Origin of the sequence: Variovorax sp. RA8 (assembly GCF_901827175.1) — a bacterium.
Classification (GTDB): domain Bacteria; phylum Pseudomonadota; class Gammaproteobacteria; order Burkholderiales; family Burkholderiaceae_C; genus Variovorax.
This window is the reverse complement of sequence record NZ_LR594664.1, coordinates 259,693-273,880: the sequence shown is the minus strand read 5'-3', so window position 1 is coordinate 273,880 and position 14,188 is coordinate 259,693. Positions and strand designations below refer to the sequence as shown.

Below are 14,188 nucleotides of genomic sequence, written 5' to 3'. Positions count from 1 at the left end.
TTGATCCGATTCAAGGGTTCTGCTGCTGCGTCGGCACTTCCTCGGCTAACGCCATGGCGTGCGAGGCGAAACGGCCCGCCTGCCCGCGGCTCAATGTTCTTCGACCATGCGCAGTGATCTTGAGGACCGTGGCCGGATCCTGCCTTTCACAATCATCGGGGTCTATGTGTGCGGGCGGGATAAGAGCCACGACACAACCGGCAGCGTCGAGTACACGTACTAAGTCGATCTGTGACGTATCGGCGACGCGGACCGGAAGCTTCGAGTTCGCGAGCTTGCGCAACAATTCCATGCACATTTCAACCTCCTTGAATTGAGCGCATCAATGACGACCGATGGCGAGACAGAGGTCTGCGCTTGCGCCTGCAAGCTGAATCCCTCCGATCGGCGTTCAAGATCGCTGTCTCGCGTGCTCTCCAGCGCTTCGTGCGCATGGACGGCAGTCTGCCGCTTGGATCGGCATTCCTACCTCCGCATAGGTAGCGCTGGAAGGCATTGATGTTCAGCCGGCCTTCACCAAAAGGCCAGTGACTTATATTGACCCTTCAATGCAATAGTTTTGGTATCGCGGTGCTGACGTCTGCGCGCAGCCCAACGATGGCCAGCATCTCGGCGCATATCCGCCGTTTCGAACTCGTTAGCTGCGAATCCGCCTGAGGATGAGATTCTCTCTGTGTGCCGCTGCCCTGGCCTCGTTCACCCCAATGGGACCACCGCCGCTCGCAGTCGCGACGCGCCTAGACTTCGTGCTGCTGGGCAAAACGCTGCAGCACATGGCTTGTCATTCCTTTGGCAAGCTCCTCTTCGCCAAAGAATACTGTGCCGACAGCGTCCTTGCGCAGAAGTTGCGACTCGTCCTCATTGTGAGTGCGCACCACCACTTCGATAGACGGGTTGAGCGTGCGAGCGATCTCTGCCATCTGACACACTCCTAGGGTGTCCGGCATTGCGGCGACCAGCATCGCTGCATTCGCAATGTGTGCTTGGATCAATACCTCCGGTTCCACCGCGTCGCCCGAAACCGCAGCGACACCCTGCTTGCGGAGCGTCTCCACCAGTTCGCGATTCCGATCAACGACGATGAAAGGAACGCGGCGCTCGCTCAAGGCGCTGGCGATACGCCGCCCCACCCTCCCGTACCCCACCAGCACCACCTGACCCACGAGGTACTTTTGCTCCGTACTCATGGGCGACGCGGCGAAGGGATCCTCCCGGCGGTCGAGACGCCGCGCGAGCTCCGAACGCCGGAGCAGCCACCTGCTGACGGGGGCAATGCAGGCGAACACGAAGGGGTTGAGCGCAATGGAGATCAGTGCGCCCGCGAGGACCAGGCTTACCCCTTCGGAAGCGAACAAACCGAGCGACATTCCAAGTCCGGCCAGGATGAAGGAGAACTCGCCGATCTGAGCCAAACTGGCTGCGACGGTCAGCGCCGTATTGAGCGGATAGCGAAAGGCGAGCACCAGCCCCGTCGCCGCAATCGACTTGCCGACGATGATGATGGCGACGGCCCCCAGAACATGGAACGGCTCCTCAATCAGCACCCTTGGCTCGAACAGCATGCCGACGGCGACGAAGAACAGCACCGCGAATGCATCACGCAGCGGCAACGATTCCTGGGCCGCGCGATGGCTGAACTCAGACTCGCGCATCACCATCCCGGCGAAGAACGCTCCAAGCGCGAATGAAACCCCAAACAGCGCTGCTGCGCCGTAAGCGATGCCGATCGCGGCCGCAACGACCGATAGGGTGAATAGTTCCCGGGAGCCCGTGCGGGCGACGTGCCACAGCAGCCAAGGCAGTATGCGGCGACCGGCGATCAGCATCAGGGCGATGAAGGCTGCGACCTGAAGAAGCGTCAGCCCGATGGTGCGCCACAGAGGCGCCGCGTTTCCAACTGCTGCAGGCGTTCCGCCCAGCATGCTCGCAAGCGGTGGCAGGAGCACCAGGACCAGCACCGTCACGAGGTCTTCTACGACCAGCCAACCCACGGCGATGCGCCCATTCATAGTGTCGAGAATGCGGCGGGTTCGAGCGCCTTGAGTAACACCACCGTGCTGGCGCACGAGAGCGAGAGTCCGAATACAAGCCCGGCGCCGATGCTCCAATCCCACCACCAAGCCAAAGCCATGCCGAGGACTGTGGCCAGGCTCATCTGCACCACTGCGCCAGGGAGGGCGATGCGCTTTACCGCTAGAAGATCATCAATGGAGAAATGCAAACCGACTCCGAACATCAGCAGCATCACGCCGATCTCAGACAGTTGGCGGGCGATCGATGCGTCGGCGATAAAGCCAGGCGTTGCCGGGCCGAGGACGATTCCCGCGAGCAGATAGCCGACCAGCGCCGGGATCTTGACTCGCTCCGCGATGAAGCCGAGTATCAAGGCGAGGCCGAATGCAGCCGCAATAGTGGTGATCAAAGTGACGCTGTGGTCCATCAGGGGCCCACCTGTTCGGCAGCACTAAGCAAGCGTACCGGCGCGCCAGATGATCTCGTCATGTCACATCGCTCCAGAGAACATGGTGCGCAACATGTTCCGTGTCTCGCGAGCCGCGCGAGCAATGCAGGCTTGGGCGCACAATCGGGGCACGCACTGCGTGCACAGTGACCGCGAAATTGGGGTTGAGCGCCACGAACGATCCGGCGCGCGTGTGGCAGCGCAATGGCCTGAGGCTCTATCCGGCGGCACCTTCAAGCTCTCGCGGGACTCCATGCTTCGAGAACAACTTTTGACATGGTGGGGCTGTAGCATCTAAGCCGCCCGAGCGTCTGCAGATGCCTAGCTGCGACTCCAGCGGCAGTGTCCTTTCCGTGCGGGGCACGGACGCTAGCAGGATCAGCTACGCCCTCTGCGGGACGCGGGCCTGAACATGCCCGCTTAGCGAGTGGCGGAAGGTCTCGCTCCACTGCAGCGCTAAGTTCGAGCTTAGGTGCAACTCGCCCTGCGAGCCCGTTCATGGGGCGCGGGTCGCCCAGGTCGCACTCAGCAACAACAGGAATCCAGCCACGGCAGCCAGCCCATGTACGAAGACAAGCCACTTTGGCAGCGGCACTTGCTTCCAGTGGTAGTTCAGGTTGAGGACAGCACCCCCTGCTGCCGCCAGAAGAAAGAGAACCAGCGCGCCAAGCGCCATTGACGGCAGTCCAACAGTCGCGGCAGCGTAAAGCAGCAGGGTCACGGCCGCGGCGGCCAGAAACCCGTGAAGCATGGCCAACGCGATGGGTGGTTGCCGGACGCCCGCAAATCGGATACCCGCCATGATGAGCCCGCCCACGGCCGCGATGGCCAGCAGGATCGTTGCCGTGCGAAGGATCATTGCGGGCTCCATGATTTTTCTCCTTTGGATCAGCTGCGGTGTTCAGCGTTCAGCTTCGTGAAGGTCGGTTCGTTGACTACGCCCTCCTGCGAGTCCAGATACAGCCATGGAGGGGCAACGGGCTGGAAGAATGTTCGGTCAGCCTAGACCGGAGGACTAGTGACTTTTATTGCACCTTCAATGCAATTGATTTGATATCGCTCGTCACCTGAGGACCGAGTCAGTCTCGTGCCGTGGATGCGTATGCCGCATCGAGAAGCAGTTGCTCATTTCAAGGTATCTAACTGGCATGCATCGTGAGGTCATTGATTGATTGACCCGACGACCGCTCGTACACTGAGGCGCATTCCCACCAGTGCACCTCGTCATTTATGCCGCGCTCCCGATGCCGGAGGCAAGAGTAGCGTGAAGGGTAGAGACAGAAGCTTCGTCCAAGTCAGTGTGCGGTGCGGGTGATCGTTTTTGGGGAGACCGCGAATCTGAGTTTCTAGTCGAAATCAAAGCAGATTGGAGCACCGATGAGCCGTAATGAGTTTGTACGAGATGAGGAAGTGATTGAGACGGAGTTTGGGTTTCGAGTGTCGTTTCTCATTCATCAGCTTGAATGGATGGCCCTCAAAGGGATCGTCTGCGATATCACTCTCAAGAGCGGGAAGCCACACATTGAGGTGACCATTGAGCCAAAGTTCAGTTTCCCACTGATGTATGGCGCTGGCGCAAAGGATATGCGAGAGATGCTGTCCGAGATCAAGTTGTCGAACGGACAAGCACTTGATTTCACGGACATCTGGACTATCCACCCAATGCCGAAGCGGGGCGTCGACCCTGAGAAGCTTGCCGCCGTAGATCTGAGAAATGCAGAAGAGAAGTCTGGGCCGAATGGTGAGACGATCCGGCAAATGATCTCCGCCACTTACCACTGTGAATCACGCGAAGAGGAAGATTACTACCTCCGGAGGTTCTTCGCTTCGTAAGAACGCCTCCGTGCTCTCTTCCTTACCATTGGCCATCGACTTTCACATGAACAACGAGGTTGAGAAGAAATTCGACTATCGGGGCTTGATCGTGACCATCGAGTTGACCGGGGACGGCGAGCAGATCTCCGCGCACGCGGACGTGCACAGAGACGGGGAGTTCGCAGGCCGCGTTGCATTGACGGCGAGCCAAGCCGAGCGCGAGATCCTATTCGACAAGCTCAACCGTAAAGCGAAGGAACTCGTGGACCGGCTCCTAGCGCGGGACGTCTCTGCCGCGGCAAGCCCCGCTGCAGTCTAGCTCCAGATGGCGACCCGCTGCCCGTATCCGCGCGAGGCTTCTCACGCGACCCCGCGGGCGCTTCTAGCCGAAGGGATGTCAGCACGCCCGGAAGCGCGCCTTCGCGAGCGTGCTTGGGCGATCCGCCTCCTGCTGAACTTCGCGCGGCGTCGACGATGCAAAGAATGCCTCGGCGGTGATCAGGAGGTCAATCCGATGGCGGAGCCCCTGCGCTAGGCTGACCTGAAGCGAGCTTCCTCGGGTCCCGCGACTCGAGATTTCGCCGCCATTCCTGCTGTGCTAGTGGAAGCCCGCGAGCGTGACATCGTGGGTTCGCGCGCAACACCAGGAGGTTGGAGGCGATCGTGCATCGCGCTGAGGCTAGTTCTCTATCTGGCACGGAAGGTGGGGGCTTGGTTGCCTATTGCGTTCGGTCTTTCTAAGATGCTTGCATGAGCTTCCTGGCTGTCCCTCTCGGCACTCTTGCAACTGTCCTCCTCCTTCTGACTGGGACAGTTGTGTTGGTGCTCACGGCGGCAAGCAAGGCGAGGTTTCGCCAGCTGGCCGCACATTCCTCGGCCCGGCGATAGGCTTCTTCCTCTTTAGCGCAATCCACCAATCGCCGGGCCTAAGCCCCGCGCTGCAACGGCCAGCGCTTTCGGCGGTCGGGTCGCATCCGTGGGAGTGCCTCGTGCATGCCTCTTCTTGCGATGTGCGGATGCTCACCGGCTGGTTTTGAACAGCCGATGAAGACGCTCGGCGTGCAATGGCCGGATGAACCCGGCGTCAACTGCGCACGCTAAGGCCACTGGCCTCAGTTATGTCATGCCTTCCCCCGCGTGCCGCGAGGGGTTGGAATCTGTTTTCCAAGGAATCACCATGACCATCAGATCAATACTTGCACTCACGGACTTCTCGGCGCAAGGGGAGCAAGCACTTGACCGCGCTGCACTGGTCGCGGTTGAGCACTGCGCTCAACTTCGCATCATGTATTTCGTCGATGTGCCGAATCCGAACCTCATAGACCCTTTCGAACGCCTGGCGCAGCGCGCACAACAACTGGCCCGGCGCCACAGGGTTTCCGTCGCGCCTGTCTCCCGGACGAGCGAAACCGTCGACCGCGTTGTCGAGGAAAGCGCCTGTGCCGATCTGCTCGTTATCGATCATCGACACCATCGCATCTTGATGAGGTTCTGGCAGGGGACAGCGTTTGACCAGCTGGTGCGCCGCTGCCAATGCCCGGTGCTGGTGGTCAAGCGAGAGCCATCCAGGCGATATCGTCGCGTGCTTGTCGCCGTCGACTTCAGCGCTGAGGCGAAGGAGCTGGTGCGGTACGCCGGCGCCTTCGACGTCGAATCGGAGCTTGAGCTCTTCCACTCACAAAGCACGCTGAACCAAACTACGGAGTCTCGGCGCTGTGCGGAGGAACGGCTAGTCCGGCTCACTGAGCCGGTCGGCCCGACTAAGAATCGAGTGATGACCTCCGTCGGGCACGGAGACCCCTCGCGCCAAACCTTCGTCCAGCAGCAGGCTACGGGTGCGGACCTGGTTGTTGTTGGCAAGAACAGGGCTTCGCCGTTGGCTGACTTTCTGTTCGGCGGCTTTGCGCAGCGGCTCCTGAGCTGGGCTACAAGCGACGTTCTGGTCGTGCCCCATGACCATCGCGCCTCCTCACGCGCCGCGGCGAACCTTCGAATCAAAGCCGAGCTGAGCGACGGACGGGGCTCATTCTCCGGCGTCAAGCGAAAGACGCTGTGACAAACGCGGAGCGCGTGGGCCGGGAGCGCGCGAGACTGGCAGCGAAACAGGTCGATGACCACTTGTTCGCTGCTTTCGTCAGAACAGGCGATGAGAAGTTCAACGAAGCAAGGAGGCGTTCGTTTGTTGAATGAGGGGGGGGCGTCGCGCAGCATTGGGGCTGCGTCAGTATCAGCTCGGACGCAAGTGAGCTGCTACGACATTCTCACTGCATCCTTGAACTGACGCAGCGTCCATCCGCCACCCAGCAAGAACATGCGCGTCTGCAATTGGGTGAACGTTGCATCTGAAACCTGGTGCCCCAGATACGCCAGATGCTTCTGGCGCAGATCAACGAAGCCCGATTCGTAGTGTTGGGCAAGGCTCCGCCAGAGTGCGTGTGCTGCGTTCGACTGCCGTGCGCCGGTCATCAGGCAAAGCCCGGAATCCAACGCCCATCGATATATGCCTGAAGCCAGTCCGCGTCGCTGGTAGTTTGGCTCGTATCGGGAGTGCGGTGCCCTCACGTAGTGATCCGCATGGCGGCTCAACTCGATCAATCGATTGAAAACCGTATAGCCGGCGAGGCACCCACGGCGAACGTCTTCAACGTACACATAGAACTCTCCGTCTGCCTCACGAAACCGGATCTGGAGTTCCGGATCCTTCAGACCGACGGAGGGCATGCCGTGAAGGTGGTCGCCTGGGGTATTGATACGTTCGTAGATGGGGGACAGTGCGTCAATCGGAGCCATGGGTGCTGGATTGACGTCGATGCGCAGCTCCATGGGGCGGGCAACCCAGGGAGTCAGAAGATTGGACAACACAAAGATCAACGGTGTCTCCGTACGTCATTGAGGTATTGAAATAGGGGCAGAGAGACGCGACCGAATGCGCCACCCAAGGCGACCATGGCACTGAGCGGACCATGCGCGATGTCGTCAGGGCATCGTGCCTCTCAGTGGGGCGAGCATGTCCGAGCAACGAGGCGCATGTCCTTGAGCATCTTCGCCGGCAAGTCGGTCCGCACTCGAGCTCGATGAGTCCTAGAAGAAGCGCGCCGGATGGCGCTTGCTTGTGCGCTAAGCCCCGTTGATGCTGTAACGCAGTAGCCAGCTCCAGATCACCGCGGAGCCGTTCGTCATCGTGAGCGTCGCTCTCGAATAACCCATGAGATCGGCGAGCCGCGCTTCAGCCCGGATGACCACGTGGTAGCGTTGAAGGTATTCCTCCTTGATACTTGCGCGTCGCCTGTCGAGTTCCTCTAGCAGCGCCGTGGCGTAGCCCCTCGGGCTTTTCAGACGCAGGAACATGATGGGTTCGACTAAAGCATCCAGTCGCGGATCGACGAATGTGTAGATCTCCGGGGCGCGTGATATGACCTCATCTCTGTAAGCGTCCTTGATCACCTGCTGCGCTTCCTCCAGGGAGGCTTCATTGGCCGCGTAGATCCGGCCACCCCTGCCTTCGCAGACGATCACATATCGGTCGGGGCGCGAAAGCCATTCGACCAAGCCACGCTTTGCAAAGATCGCCAGGCCCTTTGCGCTTGGCAGAAGCGATTGCCGCAAGGGGTAGCTGGCGAACTTTTTATCATCATCAGCAGCAAACATCTTGAACCTCCTGTAAATCTGACTTCCAAGAAAGCTCCGCACACCTCCTGGTGGCTACCAGGTTGCGGAGATCGCAGCGCTCATAGCGTTTCCTCCCCGACCGGCAGTGGGGCTTCTCTCATTTGCTTAATCGCGACCGCGGAGCCTGGCGTGTCAACCGCCCGCGTTGAAGTGCGGAGATCGTGAGGCACGACGAGGACGTCGCCGGTGGACCACCCCAAGACGCGCTGGGCTACGCTTCCGAGAATGAAGTCCTTGAATGCGGAGCTTCTGCGCTTGCCAACCACCAGAAGCTCGGCCATCGTGCATTGCTGCCGCACGGAGGCCTGGCGCGCCGGGTCACCGTGACCGATCGTGGAACGCAAGCGGCTGTGCCGCGCGTCCGATGAATCGGTGAGGCAACGCATACGGCCACGGGCATAGCGTAGGCAATCGTGCCGATAGACTTTGATTGCTTCTTCCGAAACGCTCGCGTAGCGCAGCTTGCCTTCACTGAGCACGCTGATGAGAGCATGGAATAGTTCCACTTCAGCGGCGCTGTCCAACGTCCATGCGAGCCTGACAAGGTTCTTGGCTTCCGGCGTGAAGTCGACGGCCACGAGGATGCGTCTGTACCTTCCGCGGGCTGGGAGTCTGGTCACGAGCACGGGGCAATGGACAAGCCGCAACAGACGTTCGACGGGTTGCCCGCAAAAGAGCGCTGTGGCAGAGCGTTCGTGCACATGGTTCAGAACGAGCAGGTCTACCCATCTGGCCTCTTCTGCGAGGTCTTCCAGGCGCACAGCAGACTCGGCCACTTTCTTGACCAACACGCCATGCCGGGCGGCCATTTCTGCGCAGAGTTGGGCAAGGCTGCTTGCGGCCGCGACAAGCGCATTGCTTCCCGCAGCGGGCGCGTACATGATTTTGAGTAGTGCGTGGTGCTCCACTGCGAGCAAGGCGGCCCGCTCCACCGTGCGATTGCCGTGCGCCGACAGATCGGTCACGGCAAGGATCGATTGAATGTTCATCGTTGTCTCTTCCTGCGTGAGACAGGCTGGCCGCCGGCCAATCGTCAAACGGTGGGCAGCAAGCCGGGGAGGGAAGACGGTTCGTCGCTGGGGCGGTGCAGTCGCTGCCACTAGGCTGGGACTGCACCGCCTAAGCGGCTTCCACCGTTCATCGCTCCGTGCGCGTAGACGTGCGATCCAGCGGTGTTGATGGTTGAGACGGGCGGGTCGCACCGTCGAGCAACACCACCGGTTCTCGATGGACTGCCGTCCAGGTCCGGGTGAGGGCAGAGCTGGTCGATGGGAAGTTGCACCTGGCTCAGCAGATCGGCCGACCCCTCAGGAGCGCTGAACCTTATTGCCCATGCCGCGCGCGTCGGATACGCGTGCGGTGGCAGTTGACCGCTAGCTGCCTTTTGGGCTTGAGCAAATCCACTTGCAAGGAGCGTGCGCTCCTCGCGAATCGTTGCATGCATGACGCACTCCAGTCGAGCGCGACCTGCCTTATGTCAGGAGGTCGCTACCGCGCGGGTCTGGTGCCCGACGGTCGATGGTTTGCGCTAAAAAGGCTGACCGCCGGGCTTAAGAATGTGCGAGAGTCTGTTGAGACCCTGGCGTCATCACCAGGAACAAGATCGCACCCGCCTCGGTCCATGCCGATGGCAAGCGATGGAGGGCAGCGCTATTCTTGCTGGGGATGTAAGCCGTGACTTGCATGCACCGAGTGTAAGGTGAGGTGGTTCAACCTACAACAGAAGCCACACGCGGTTTGCCAGATTGGTAGGTGTTCGGGCACTGAGCTCGCAAAGGAAGTACCGAACGACCTGAGAGTGCCAACGTGTGGCAGGTACCAGCGATCGCACAGATCGATGCCTCATGCTCGAAGTGCCGAACCTTGAACAGCTCGTCCACACGCTGCAACTTCTCGGATCGTTCATTGACAATGGGAAGCCGACGGACCTGTCCTTGATGTCGTTTACGTCGATGCGCACTGAACATCGGATCGCCCAGCCGCACGCCAGCGGGCAGACCTATCAAAGCTGGTTGTGGGCGGCCTCTGCCAAACACTCGACCCGCCAGATCAGCGAAGTTCTCGAGCGCATCGAGGTGCTTCGTGGCCTGGACGCGTGCGGCAACTCGTGTATGCCCAGGAATGTGGTCTGCCAGCCTTGCATCGCGCGCCTCCTTGAAAGGGGCGCGAACAATACGCCTGCCGAAAACGATCAGCAACCGCAACCAATCAAGAATGAGGATCGAGACCCGCGCCGTCGTGGCTCTCGCAGGGCCACTGCGTGAACCGAAAACGAGTCGACCCCCATCTCGGCTGTGTGGCTCAGCAGCTGCGTTGACAGCGCAGTAGATCAGCGCAGCCGCACGACGCCCGTGTCGTCGCGGCGAGACTTCAAATCGTCAAACGACCCGAAATCATTGTCTGCAGGAAGACTGTCCGTATGGGCTGCAGTGGTCTCGACGACGGCCGAAGTCTCGGCAAAACGGGGCAGGTCGGCCCAACGCATGACGCGGCCCTGAAGATGCCTACGCTCGACGAGCGTCAGCACATTCTCGAGTAAACGCACCTGGGCCATTCGCTCGGCAGGCTGCAGAGAAAGTTCGAGTTCGGGGAACTCGGGGTGGACAAAGAGAGAACGCATCATTTCAGTCGTTGCCAGAAAACTATATAGCAATACCTGCTCAACGCAGGCCCGCCGCGCGGCAGCAGGGGTACAGGCAACGAACCAGACGAACGTGCCCATCTCCCCGGGCTCGCCAGGGTGCGGATAGCAAGAGACCAGCAGGGCCAGACCACTGGACCACTGGACAGCCGGACCGTTCAGAGACGAGGCGACGATCTGAAAGGCCGCGGTCTGTCGCCGTCAAAATCGCTCAGCAGGTACAAGGCCGTCCGGTCCCGCGCCCAGCTCCAGGCGCGATCCAAGCGCGTTCGGGCGCAACGCAATCCTCCTTTGACGGAGGGCCTTGAAAGCGAACAGAAATTGCAACCAAATCAAGAACTTGCAGACGCACGCCCGCGCCAGCACTGGCTCTGCACACCGTCAGTCTGTGCACCGAAAACGAGTCGACCCCGGCAGAGCGCGCGCGGGAGTTGCTACCGGCCTTGCTCGCCCGGTTGTTCGACGTCCGTCGGTACGTAGTCGAGCGGGACCAGACGCCCCGGCAAGTACAGTGGATGTCCTGGCGTGCCGTCCTTGGTCAACCTCAAGTACTTGAGCTGCACATTGCCGCTGAGCGACTCAACCACCTTCGCCGCCCGAAGCCTCAACGGCTTCGGCGGCAGGCCGTATGCGAGGACAACCATGTCGGCCCTGCGCGCCATGCTTAACAAGCTGGCGTCGTTCTCCGGGCCAACTGGGTCTTCGGCGTGGATCAGCAGATTACTATCGGTAATTCGGTACGCATGAACGTTGCCGACCAATTGGCCGCCGTACCCCCATGCCCTGGCAAACTTGCCGCACTTGATGAGCGTCGGATCGGCGTGCTCGATTCCCGCGACAGACGGATTCATCAAGAGGAACATGACCATTGGCAGCTTCTGGTCCCAGATTTCCGTCAGTTCATAGCGATACTTGGTGCAACCGGAGAATTTCGCATCAACGTTCGAGTCCGACGGCCACGGCGGCTTCTTCCTTCCGCCCGGATCGTGCCTATATGCGCCAAAGCTGATTGGCTGATCGATTTTCTTCATTCCACGCTGATTGTCGCCTGAGCCTCTGGCTGTCGAAGATGGCCTCAGTGATTTCAACGATACGGCATGGGCGTGCCCGCCTGGCAGGCGCAGCAGACTGAACCGTTTGTCTCCTCCACCCCTCTCGGTGGATCTACTCCCGGGGCGAGAGCCCCGAGGGCTTTCTCGCATCGATCCGCTGCGTGACTGTTGCAAGCTACGCTTTGCCTGCGCCGGGGGAGGGCTTGCGTACCCCTCTTGGCTTGCGAACTGCCGTCAACGCATGCGCCAGCAGTGCACGGGTTGCGTCATGTGCTTCCTTCTCTTCGCCGGACCGCCGCTTGATGTCGTCCATGCGCTGCTGCAGCGCTGCGCCTTGCGACTGGGCCTGCGCCAACGCGATGCCTTGGGCGGCGAGTTGATCGCGCAATGCGCGTTCGGTCTGCTGGGCGGACTGCTGTGCATCGCCCAGCGCTTGGCGCTCGGCGTCGAGCAGCTGCGCCGCGGTTTCCTCGCCGCGCACGCGGCGCTGCTGCTCGCGGGCCAATTCGCCCTCGACCTGCTTGACCGCCTGACGCGCACGATCGACGTCGGCAAGCATGCGTTTTTCCTGGGCCGCATGCCGCGCCTCGGCGTCTCGCAGATCTTTTTCCCGAGCCGCAAGCGCCGCGGCGTGCTCCTGTCGCAATTCCTCTTTGCTGGCGCCGGCTTCCAGCAGCAAGGCATTGAGCCGCGCGATCTCGTGTTCTGAAGTCGTGCGGAGGCGCTGGCCTTCGGCCACCTGTTCGGCCAGTTGGCGCTCGAGGGCCTCGCGAGCCTGCTGCGAGGAGGACAGGGCGACGTCCAGGCTCGCTCGCGCCTGCTCGAACGCGGCTTCGCGCTGCACGAGCTCGGTCTTGTCACTCTGCAGGGTTTCTTCACTCGCGCGCAGCTCCGCGTGCGCCGCGTCCATCTCCTGGCGCTGAACCTGCTCGGCCTCGCGCCGTGCCGTCTCCCACAAGAGGCGCGTCGCGTTGCGCACGCTCACCGGCACGCCGTCCGCGTCGTTGCCGGCCGCCGGTACAGGGCCGCCGGCAAGGCGCTGGCCCAGCGACGCAAACCAGCGCTCGAGCATCGGGCTGACAGTATTGGGCGAGCCGCGCCCGATCTTCTGCCGCACGCGTTCGATCGTGGGCCGCAGGCCTTCATGAAGCAGGACGTCGGCCGCGCCCCAGACGTCGTCTTCCTGGATGCCTCGGGAGAGTGTTTGTCGAATTCCAGCCATTTGACCCTCGTACTTTCCGTAAACCACCGCCCTGCCCCTCCAAATATTTACCCTCGATAAGAGAATGTTATCGACGGCTAGTCGGGCGGGGAGGGCGCTGGCGCCGCCCGCACCGGGCAGTCCCACGCTGCAGGTAGAACTTGGCGCATAGCAATTGCTCTACAATTGCTTCATGAAGACCGCCCAGTTGCCTCCCGTACGCGTTGAGCCATCCGTGCGCGATGAAATCGAGAGCGTGCTACGCCAAGGCGAAACTCTGTCGCAGTTTGTGGAGAACGCGGCCGTGCAGGCTGCCCAGCGCCGCAAATCTCAGCAGGAGTTCCTCTCGCGTGGCCGCGATTCATTGAAACGTGCAAAGAAGAGCGGCGAGTTCTACTCTGCCAAGGACGCGCTCGACACGATGCAAGCGCGCCTTGATGCGCGAATCTCGCAGCTCGTGCACGAGAAGCGCGGGGGGACCACTCGTTCGTGACTTACACGGTCACCCTGACGCGTGAGGCGCTTGAGGACCTGCTGCGACTTGAAGATTTTCTCGTCGAGTCTGCTTTGCAGCATGGAGACTTTGATCTGCCGAGCCGTGCGATAGCGGCCATCCGTAGGGAGTTCCGAATTCTGGAAACGAATCCGTTCACTTGCCGCATCGCCGACGCTGACCGGCTCGAGCGCGAACTGGTCATTCCATTTGGGGCTTCGGGGTATGTAGCCCTGTTTCGAGTCATCAGCGAAAGCGAGGTCGTGGTTGCTGCGATCCGCCACCAGCGCGAAGATGACTACCACTAGCATCGGGATCGAGATTGCTGCCTTCGAGCCGTGTCGCGAGCCCCACAAGAAGCGGGTCGGTGCGACGGCGCAGGGCAGAGTGGCGGCGTCCCGTTGACGTCTACAGTGCGTGCAAGGCCGACCGTCAGGCGGGAGGTTGGAAGTAGGTGTGGCCGACGCTGACTGCCTCAGCCCGCGTTCAGGGGTGGCCCTCGTCAACATCAGAGCGGGGTGTCCCTGAATCCATCATCCGAGCCACCGCGCTCACCTGCGCCGCGCCGGCGCGGAAGTAACCCGTCACGACGTCCATGCTGCGGTGGCCGGTCATGGCCATGGTTTCCTGCAGGGGCATGTTCTGGCGGCCGGCTTCGGTGACGAAGCCCGACCGCAGCGAGTGGGCCGAGAAGTCATCGCCGACGCCAGCGAGCGCGCAGCGAGCCTTCACGATGTCGCGGATCGCCGTTCCCGTGAGGGCGTCTTGGCCCAGGCGCCCGGCCTTGTTGATTCGGCGGAAGAGGGGACCTGAGTTGATCCCGCTGGCCTTCAGCCAGAGGGTCGGCAGGGATTCA

Annotated in this window: 14 protein-coding genes and 2 pseudogenes; 6 read left to right on the top strand and 10 right to left on the bottom strand. The window is 61.3% G+C overall.

Translation table 11 applies throughout. From position 1 onward, the window contains the following. Nucleotides 1–10: 10 nt before the first annotated feature. The 3 genes and pseudogenes from E5P3_RS34530 to E5P3_RS34520 form a co-directional block, all read right to left on the bottom strand. Complete coding sequence (locus tag E5P3_RS34530; RefSeq protein WP_162590518.1) at nt 11–292, bottom strand: hypothetical protein; 282 nt, start codon at nt 290–292, stop codon at nt 11–13. Nucleotides 293–737: 445 nt separating this feature from the next. After that, nucleotides 738–2,440 (bottom strand): annotated as a pseudogene (gene ybaL, locus E5P3_RS34525) (YbaL family putative K(+) efflux transporter). A gap of 517 nt (nt 2,441–2,957) precedes the next feature. After that, nucleotides 2,958–3,332 (bottom strand): hypothetical protein, encoded by a 375-nt coding sequence (locus E5P3_RS34520; RefSeq protein ID WP_162590517.1) that lies wholly within the window; start codon nt 3,330–3,332, stop codon nt 2,958–2,960. A 506-nt stretch (nt 3,333–3,838) separates the two neighbouring features. Here E5P3_RS34520 and E5P3_RS34515 point away from each other — a divergent pair. From E5P3_RS34515 to E5P3_RS34505, 3 genes are all read left to right on the top strand, one after another. After that, on the top strand, nt 3,839–4,294 hold the full coding sequence (locus tag E5P3_RS34515) for a hypothetical protein (RefSeq protein WP_162590516.1): 456 nt from the start codon (nt 3,839–3,841) through the stop codon (nt 4,292–4,294). A 46-nt stretch (nt 4,295–4,340) separates the two neighbouring features. Further along, nucleotides 4,341–4,595 (top strand): hypothetical protein, encoded by a 255-nt coding sequence (locus E5P3_RS34510; protein ID WP_162590515.1) that lies wholly within the window; start codon nt 4,341–4,343, stop codon nt 4,593–4,595. 858 nt (nt 4,596–5,453) lie between these two features. Then, complete coding sequence (locus E5P3_RS34505) at nt 5,454–6,332, top strand: universal stress protein (protein WP_162590514.1); 879 nt, start codon at nt 5,454–5,456, stop codon at nt 6,330–6,332. Between the two features lie 194 nt (nt 6,333–6,526). Here the strand turns inward: E5P3_RS34505 and E5P3_RS34500 are convergent, their stop codons facing one another. The 3 genes from E5P3_RS34500 to E5P3_RS34490 all read right to left on the bottom strand — a co-directional run bounded on the left by E5P3_RS34500 (nt 6,527) and on the right by E5P3_RS34490 (nt 8,934). Then, nucleotides 6,527–7,138: an N-acetyltransferase gene (locus tag E5P3_RS34500; RefSeq protein WP_332107428.1), complete on the bottom strand. Its 612-nt coding sequence runs from the start codon at nt 7,136–7,138 to the stop codon at nt 6,527–6,529. Nucleotides 7,139–7,393: 255 nt separating this feature from the next. Then, complete coding sequence (locus E5P3_RS34495) at nt 7,394–7,924, bottom strand: hypothetical protein (protein ID WP_162590513.1); 531 nt, start codon at nt 7,922–7,924, stop codon at nt 7,394–7,396. Between the two features lie 80 nt (nt 7,925–8,004). Continuing rightward, nucleotides 8,005–8,934 (bottom strand): universal stress protein, encoded by a 930-nt coding sequence (locus E5P3_RS34490; protein ID WP_162590512.1) that lies wholly within the window; start codon nt 8,932–8,934, stop codon nt 8,005–8,007. Between the two features lie 855 nt (nt 8,935–9,789). Between E5P3_RS34490 and E5P3_RS34485 the strand changes: the two genes are divergently transcribed. Then, nucleotides 9,790–10,209, top strand: a complete 420-nt coding sequence (locus E5P3_RS34485; protein ID WP_162590511.1) for a hypothetical protein — start codon at nt 9,790–9,792, stop codon at nt 10,207–10,209. Nucleotides 10,210–10,274: 65 nt separating this feature from the next. On the opposite strand, the gene E5P3_RS34480 is transcribed toward E5P3_RS34485, so the two are convergent. The 3 genes from E5P3_RS34480 to E5P3_RS34470 all read right to left on the bottom strand — a co-directional run bounded on the left by E5P3_RS34480 (nt 10,275) and on the right by E5P3_RS34470 (nt 12,860). Then, nucleotides 10,275–10,667, bottom strand: coding sequence for a hypothetical protein (locus E5P3_RS34480; protein ID WP_162590510.1), 393 nt, complete (start codon nt 10,665–10,667; stop codon nt 10,275–10,277). A gap of 353 nt (nt 10,668–11,020) precedes the next feature. Then, nucleotides 11,021–11,617 (bottom strand): DUF1643 domain-containing protein, encoded by a 597-nt coding sequence (locus E5P3_RS34475; protein ID WP_162590509.1) that lies wholly within the window; start codon nt 11,615–11,617, stop codon nt 11,021–11,023. A gap of 196 nt (nt 11,618–11,813) precedes the next feature. Then, complete coding sequence (locus E5P3_RS34470; protein WP_232073670.1) at nt 11,814–12,860, bottom strand: DNA-binding protein; 1,047 nt, start codon at nt 12,858–12,860, stop codon at nt 11,814–11,816. A gap of 172 nt (nt 12,861–13,032) precedes the next feature. Here E5P3_RS34470 and E5P3_RS34465 point away from each other — a divergent pair, with 172 nt between their 5' ends. Further along, nucleotides 13,033–13,332: a YlcI/YnfO family protein gene (locus tag E5P3_RS34465; protein ID WP_162590507.1), complete on the top strand. Its 300-nt coding sequence runs from the start codon at nt 13,033–13,035 to the stop codon at nt 13,330–13,332. Further along, complete coding sequence (locus E5P3_RS34460) at nt 13,329–13,640, top strand: type II toxin-antitoxin system RelE/ParE family toxin (protein WP_162590506.1); 312 nt, start codon at nt 13,329–13,331, stop codon at nt 13,638–13,640. The genes E5P3_RS34465 and E5P3_RS34460 overlap by 4 nt, the downstream gene beginning before the upstream one ends. Nucleotides 13,641–13,818: 178 nt before the next feature. Here E5P3_RS34460 and E5P3_RS34455 read toward each other — a convergent pair. Further along, nucleotides 13,819–14,169 (bottom strand): annotated as a pseudogene (locus E5P3_RS34455) (hypothetical protein); the annotation flags it as partial. Nucleotides 14,170–14,188 lie beyond the last annotated feature (19 nt).

Coding starts and splice junctions, on each gene's coding strand:
- E5P3_RS34505 (WP_162590514.1), top strand. CDS start 5,454: ATGACCATCAGATCAATACTTGCACTCACGGACTTCTCGGCGCAAGGG.
- E5P3_RS34530 (WP_162590518.1), bottom strand. CDS start 292: ATGGAATTGTTGCGCAAGCTCGCGAACTCGAAGCTTCCGGTCCGCGTC.
- E5P3_RS34520 (WP_162590517.1), bottom strand. CDS start 3,332: ATGGAGCCCGCAATGATCCTTCGCACGGCAACGATCCTGCTGGCCATC.
- E5P3_RS34475 (WP_162590509.1), bottom strand. CDS start 11,617: ATGAAGAAAATCGATCAGCCAATCAGCTTTGGCGCATATAGGCACGAT.
- E5P3_RS34495 (WP_162590513.1), bottom strand. CDS start 7,924: ATGTTTGCTGCTGATGATGATAAAAAGTTCGCCAGCTACCCCTTGCGG.
- E5P3_RS34485 (WP_162590511.1), top strand. CDS start 9,790: ATGCTCGAAGTGCCGAACCTTGAACAGCTCGTCCACACGCTGCAACTT.
- E5P3_RS34490 (WP_162590512.1), bottom strand. CDS start 8,934: ATGAACATTCAATCGATCCTTGCCGTGACCGATCTGTCGGCGCACGGC.
- E5P3_RS34510 (WP_162590515.1), top strand. CDS start 4,341: ATGAACAACGAGGTTGAGAAGAAATTCGACTATCGGGGCTTGATCGTG.
- E5P3_RS34515 (WP_162590516.1), top strand. CDS start 3,839: ATGAGCCGTAATGAGTTTGTACGAGATGAGGAAGTGATTGAGACGGAG.
- E5P3_RS34465 (WP_162590507.1), top strand. CDS start 13,033: ATGAAGACCGCCCAGTTGCCTCCCGTACGCGTTGAGCCATCCGTGCGC.
- E5P3_RS34480 (WP_162590510.1), bottom strand. CDS start 10,667: ATGGGCACGTTCGTCTGGTTCGTTGCCTGTACCCCTGCTGCCGCGCGG.
- E5P3_RS34470 (WP_232073670.1), bottom strand. CDS start 12,860: ATGGCTGGAATTCGACAAACACTCTCCCGAGGCATCCAGGAAGACGAC.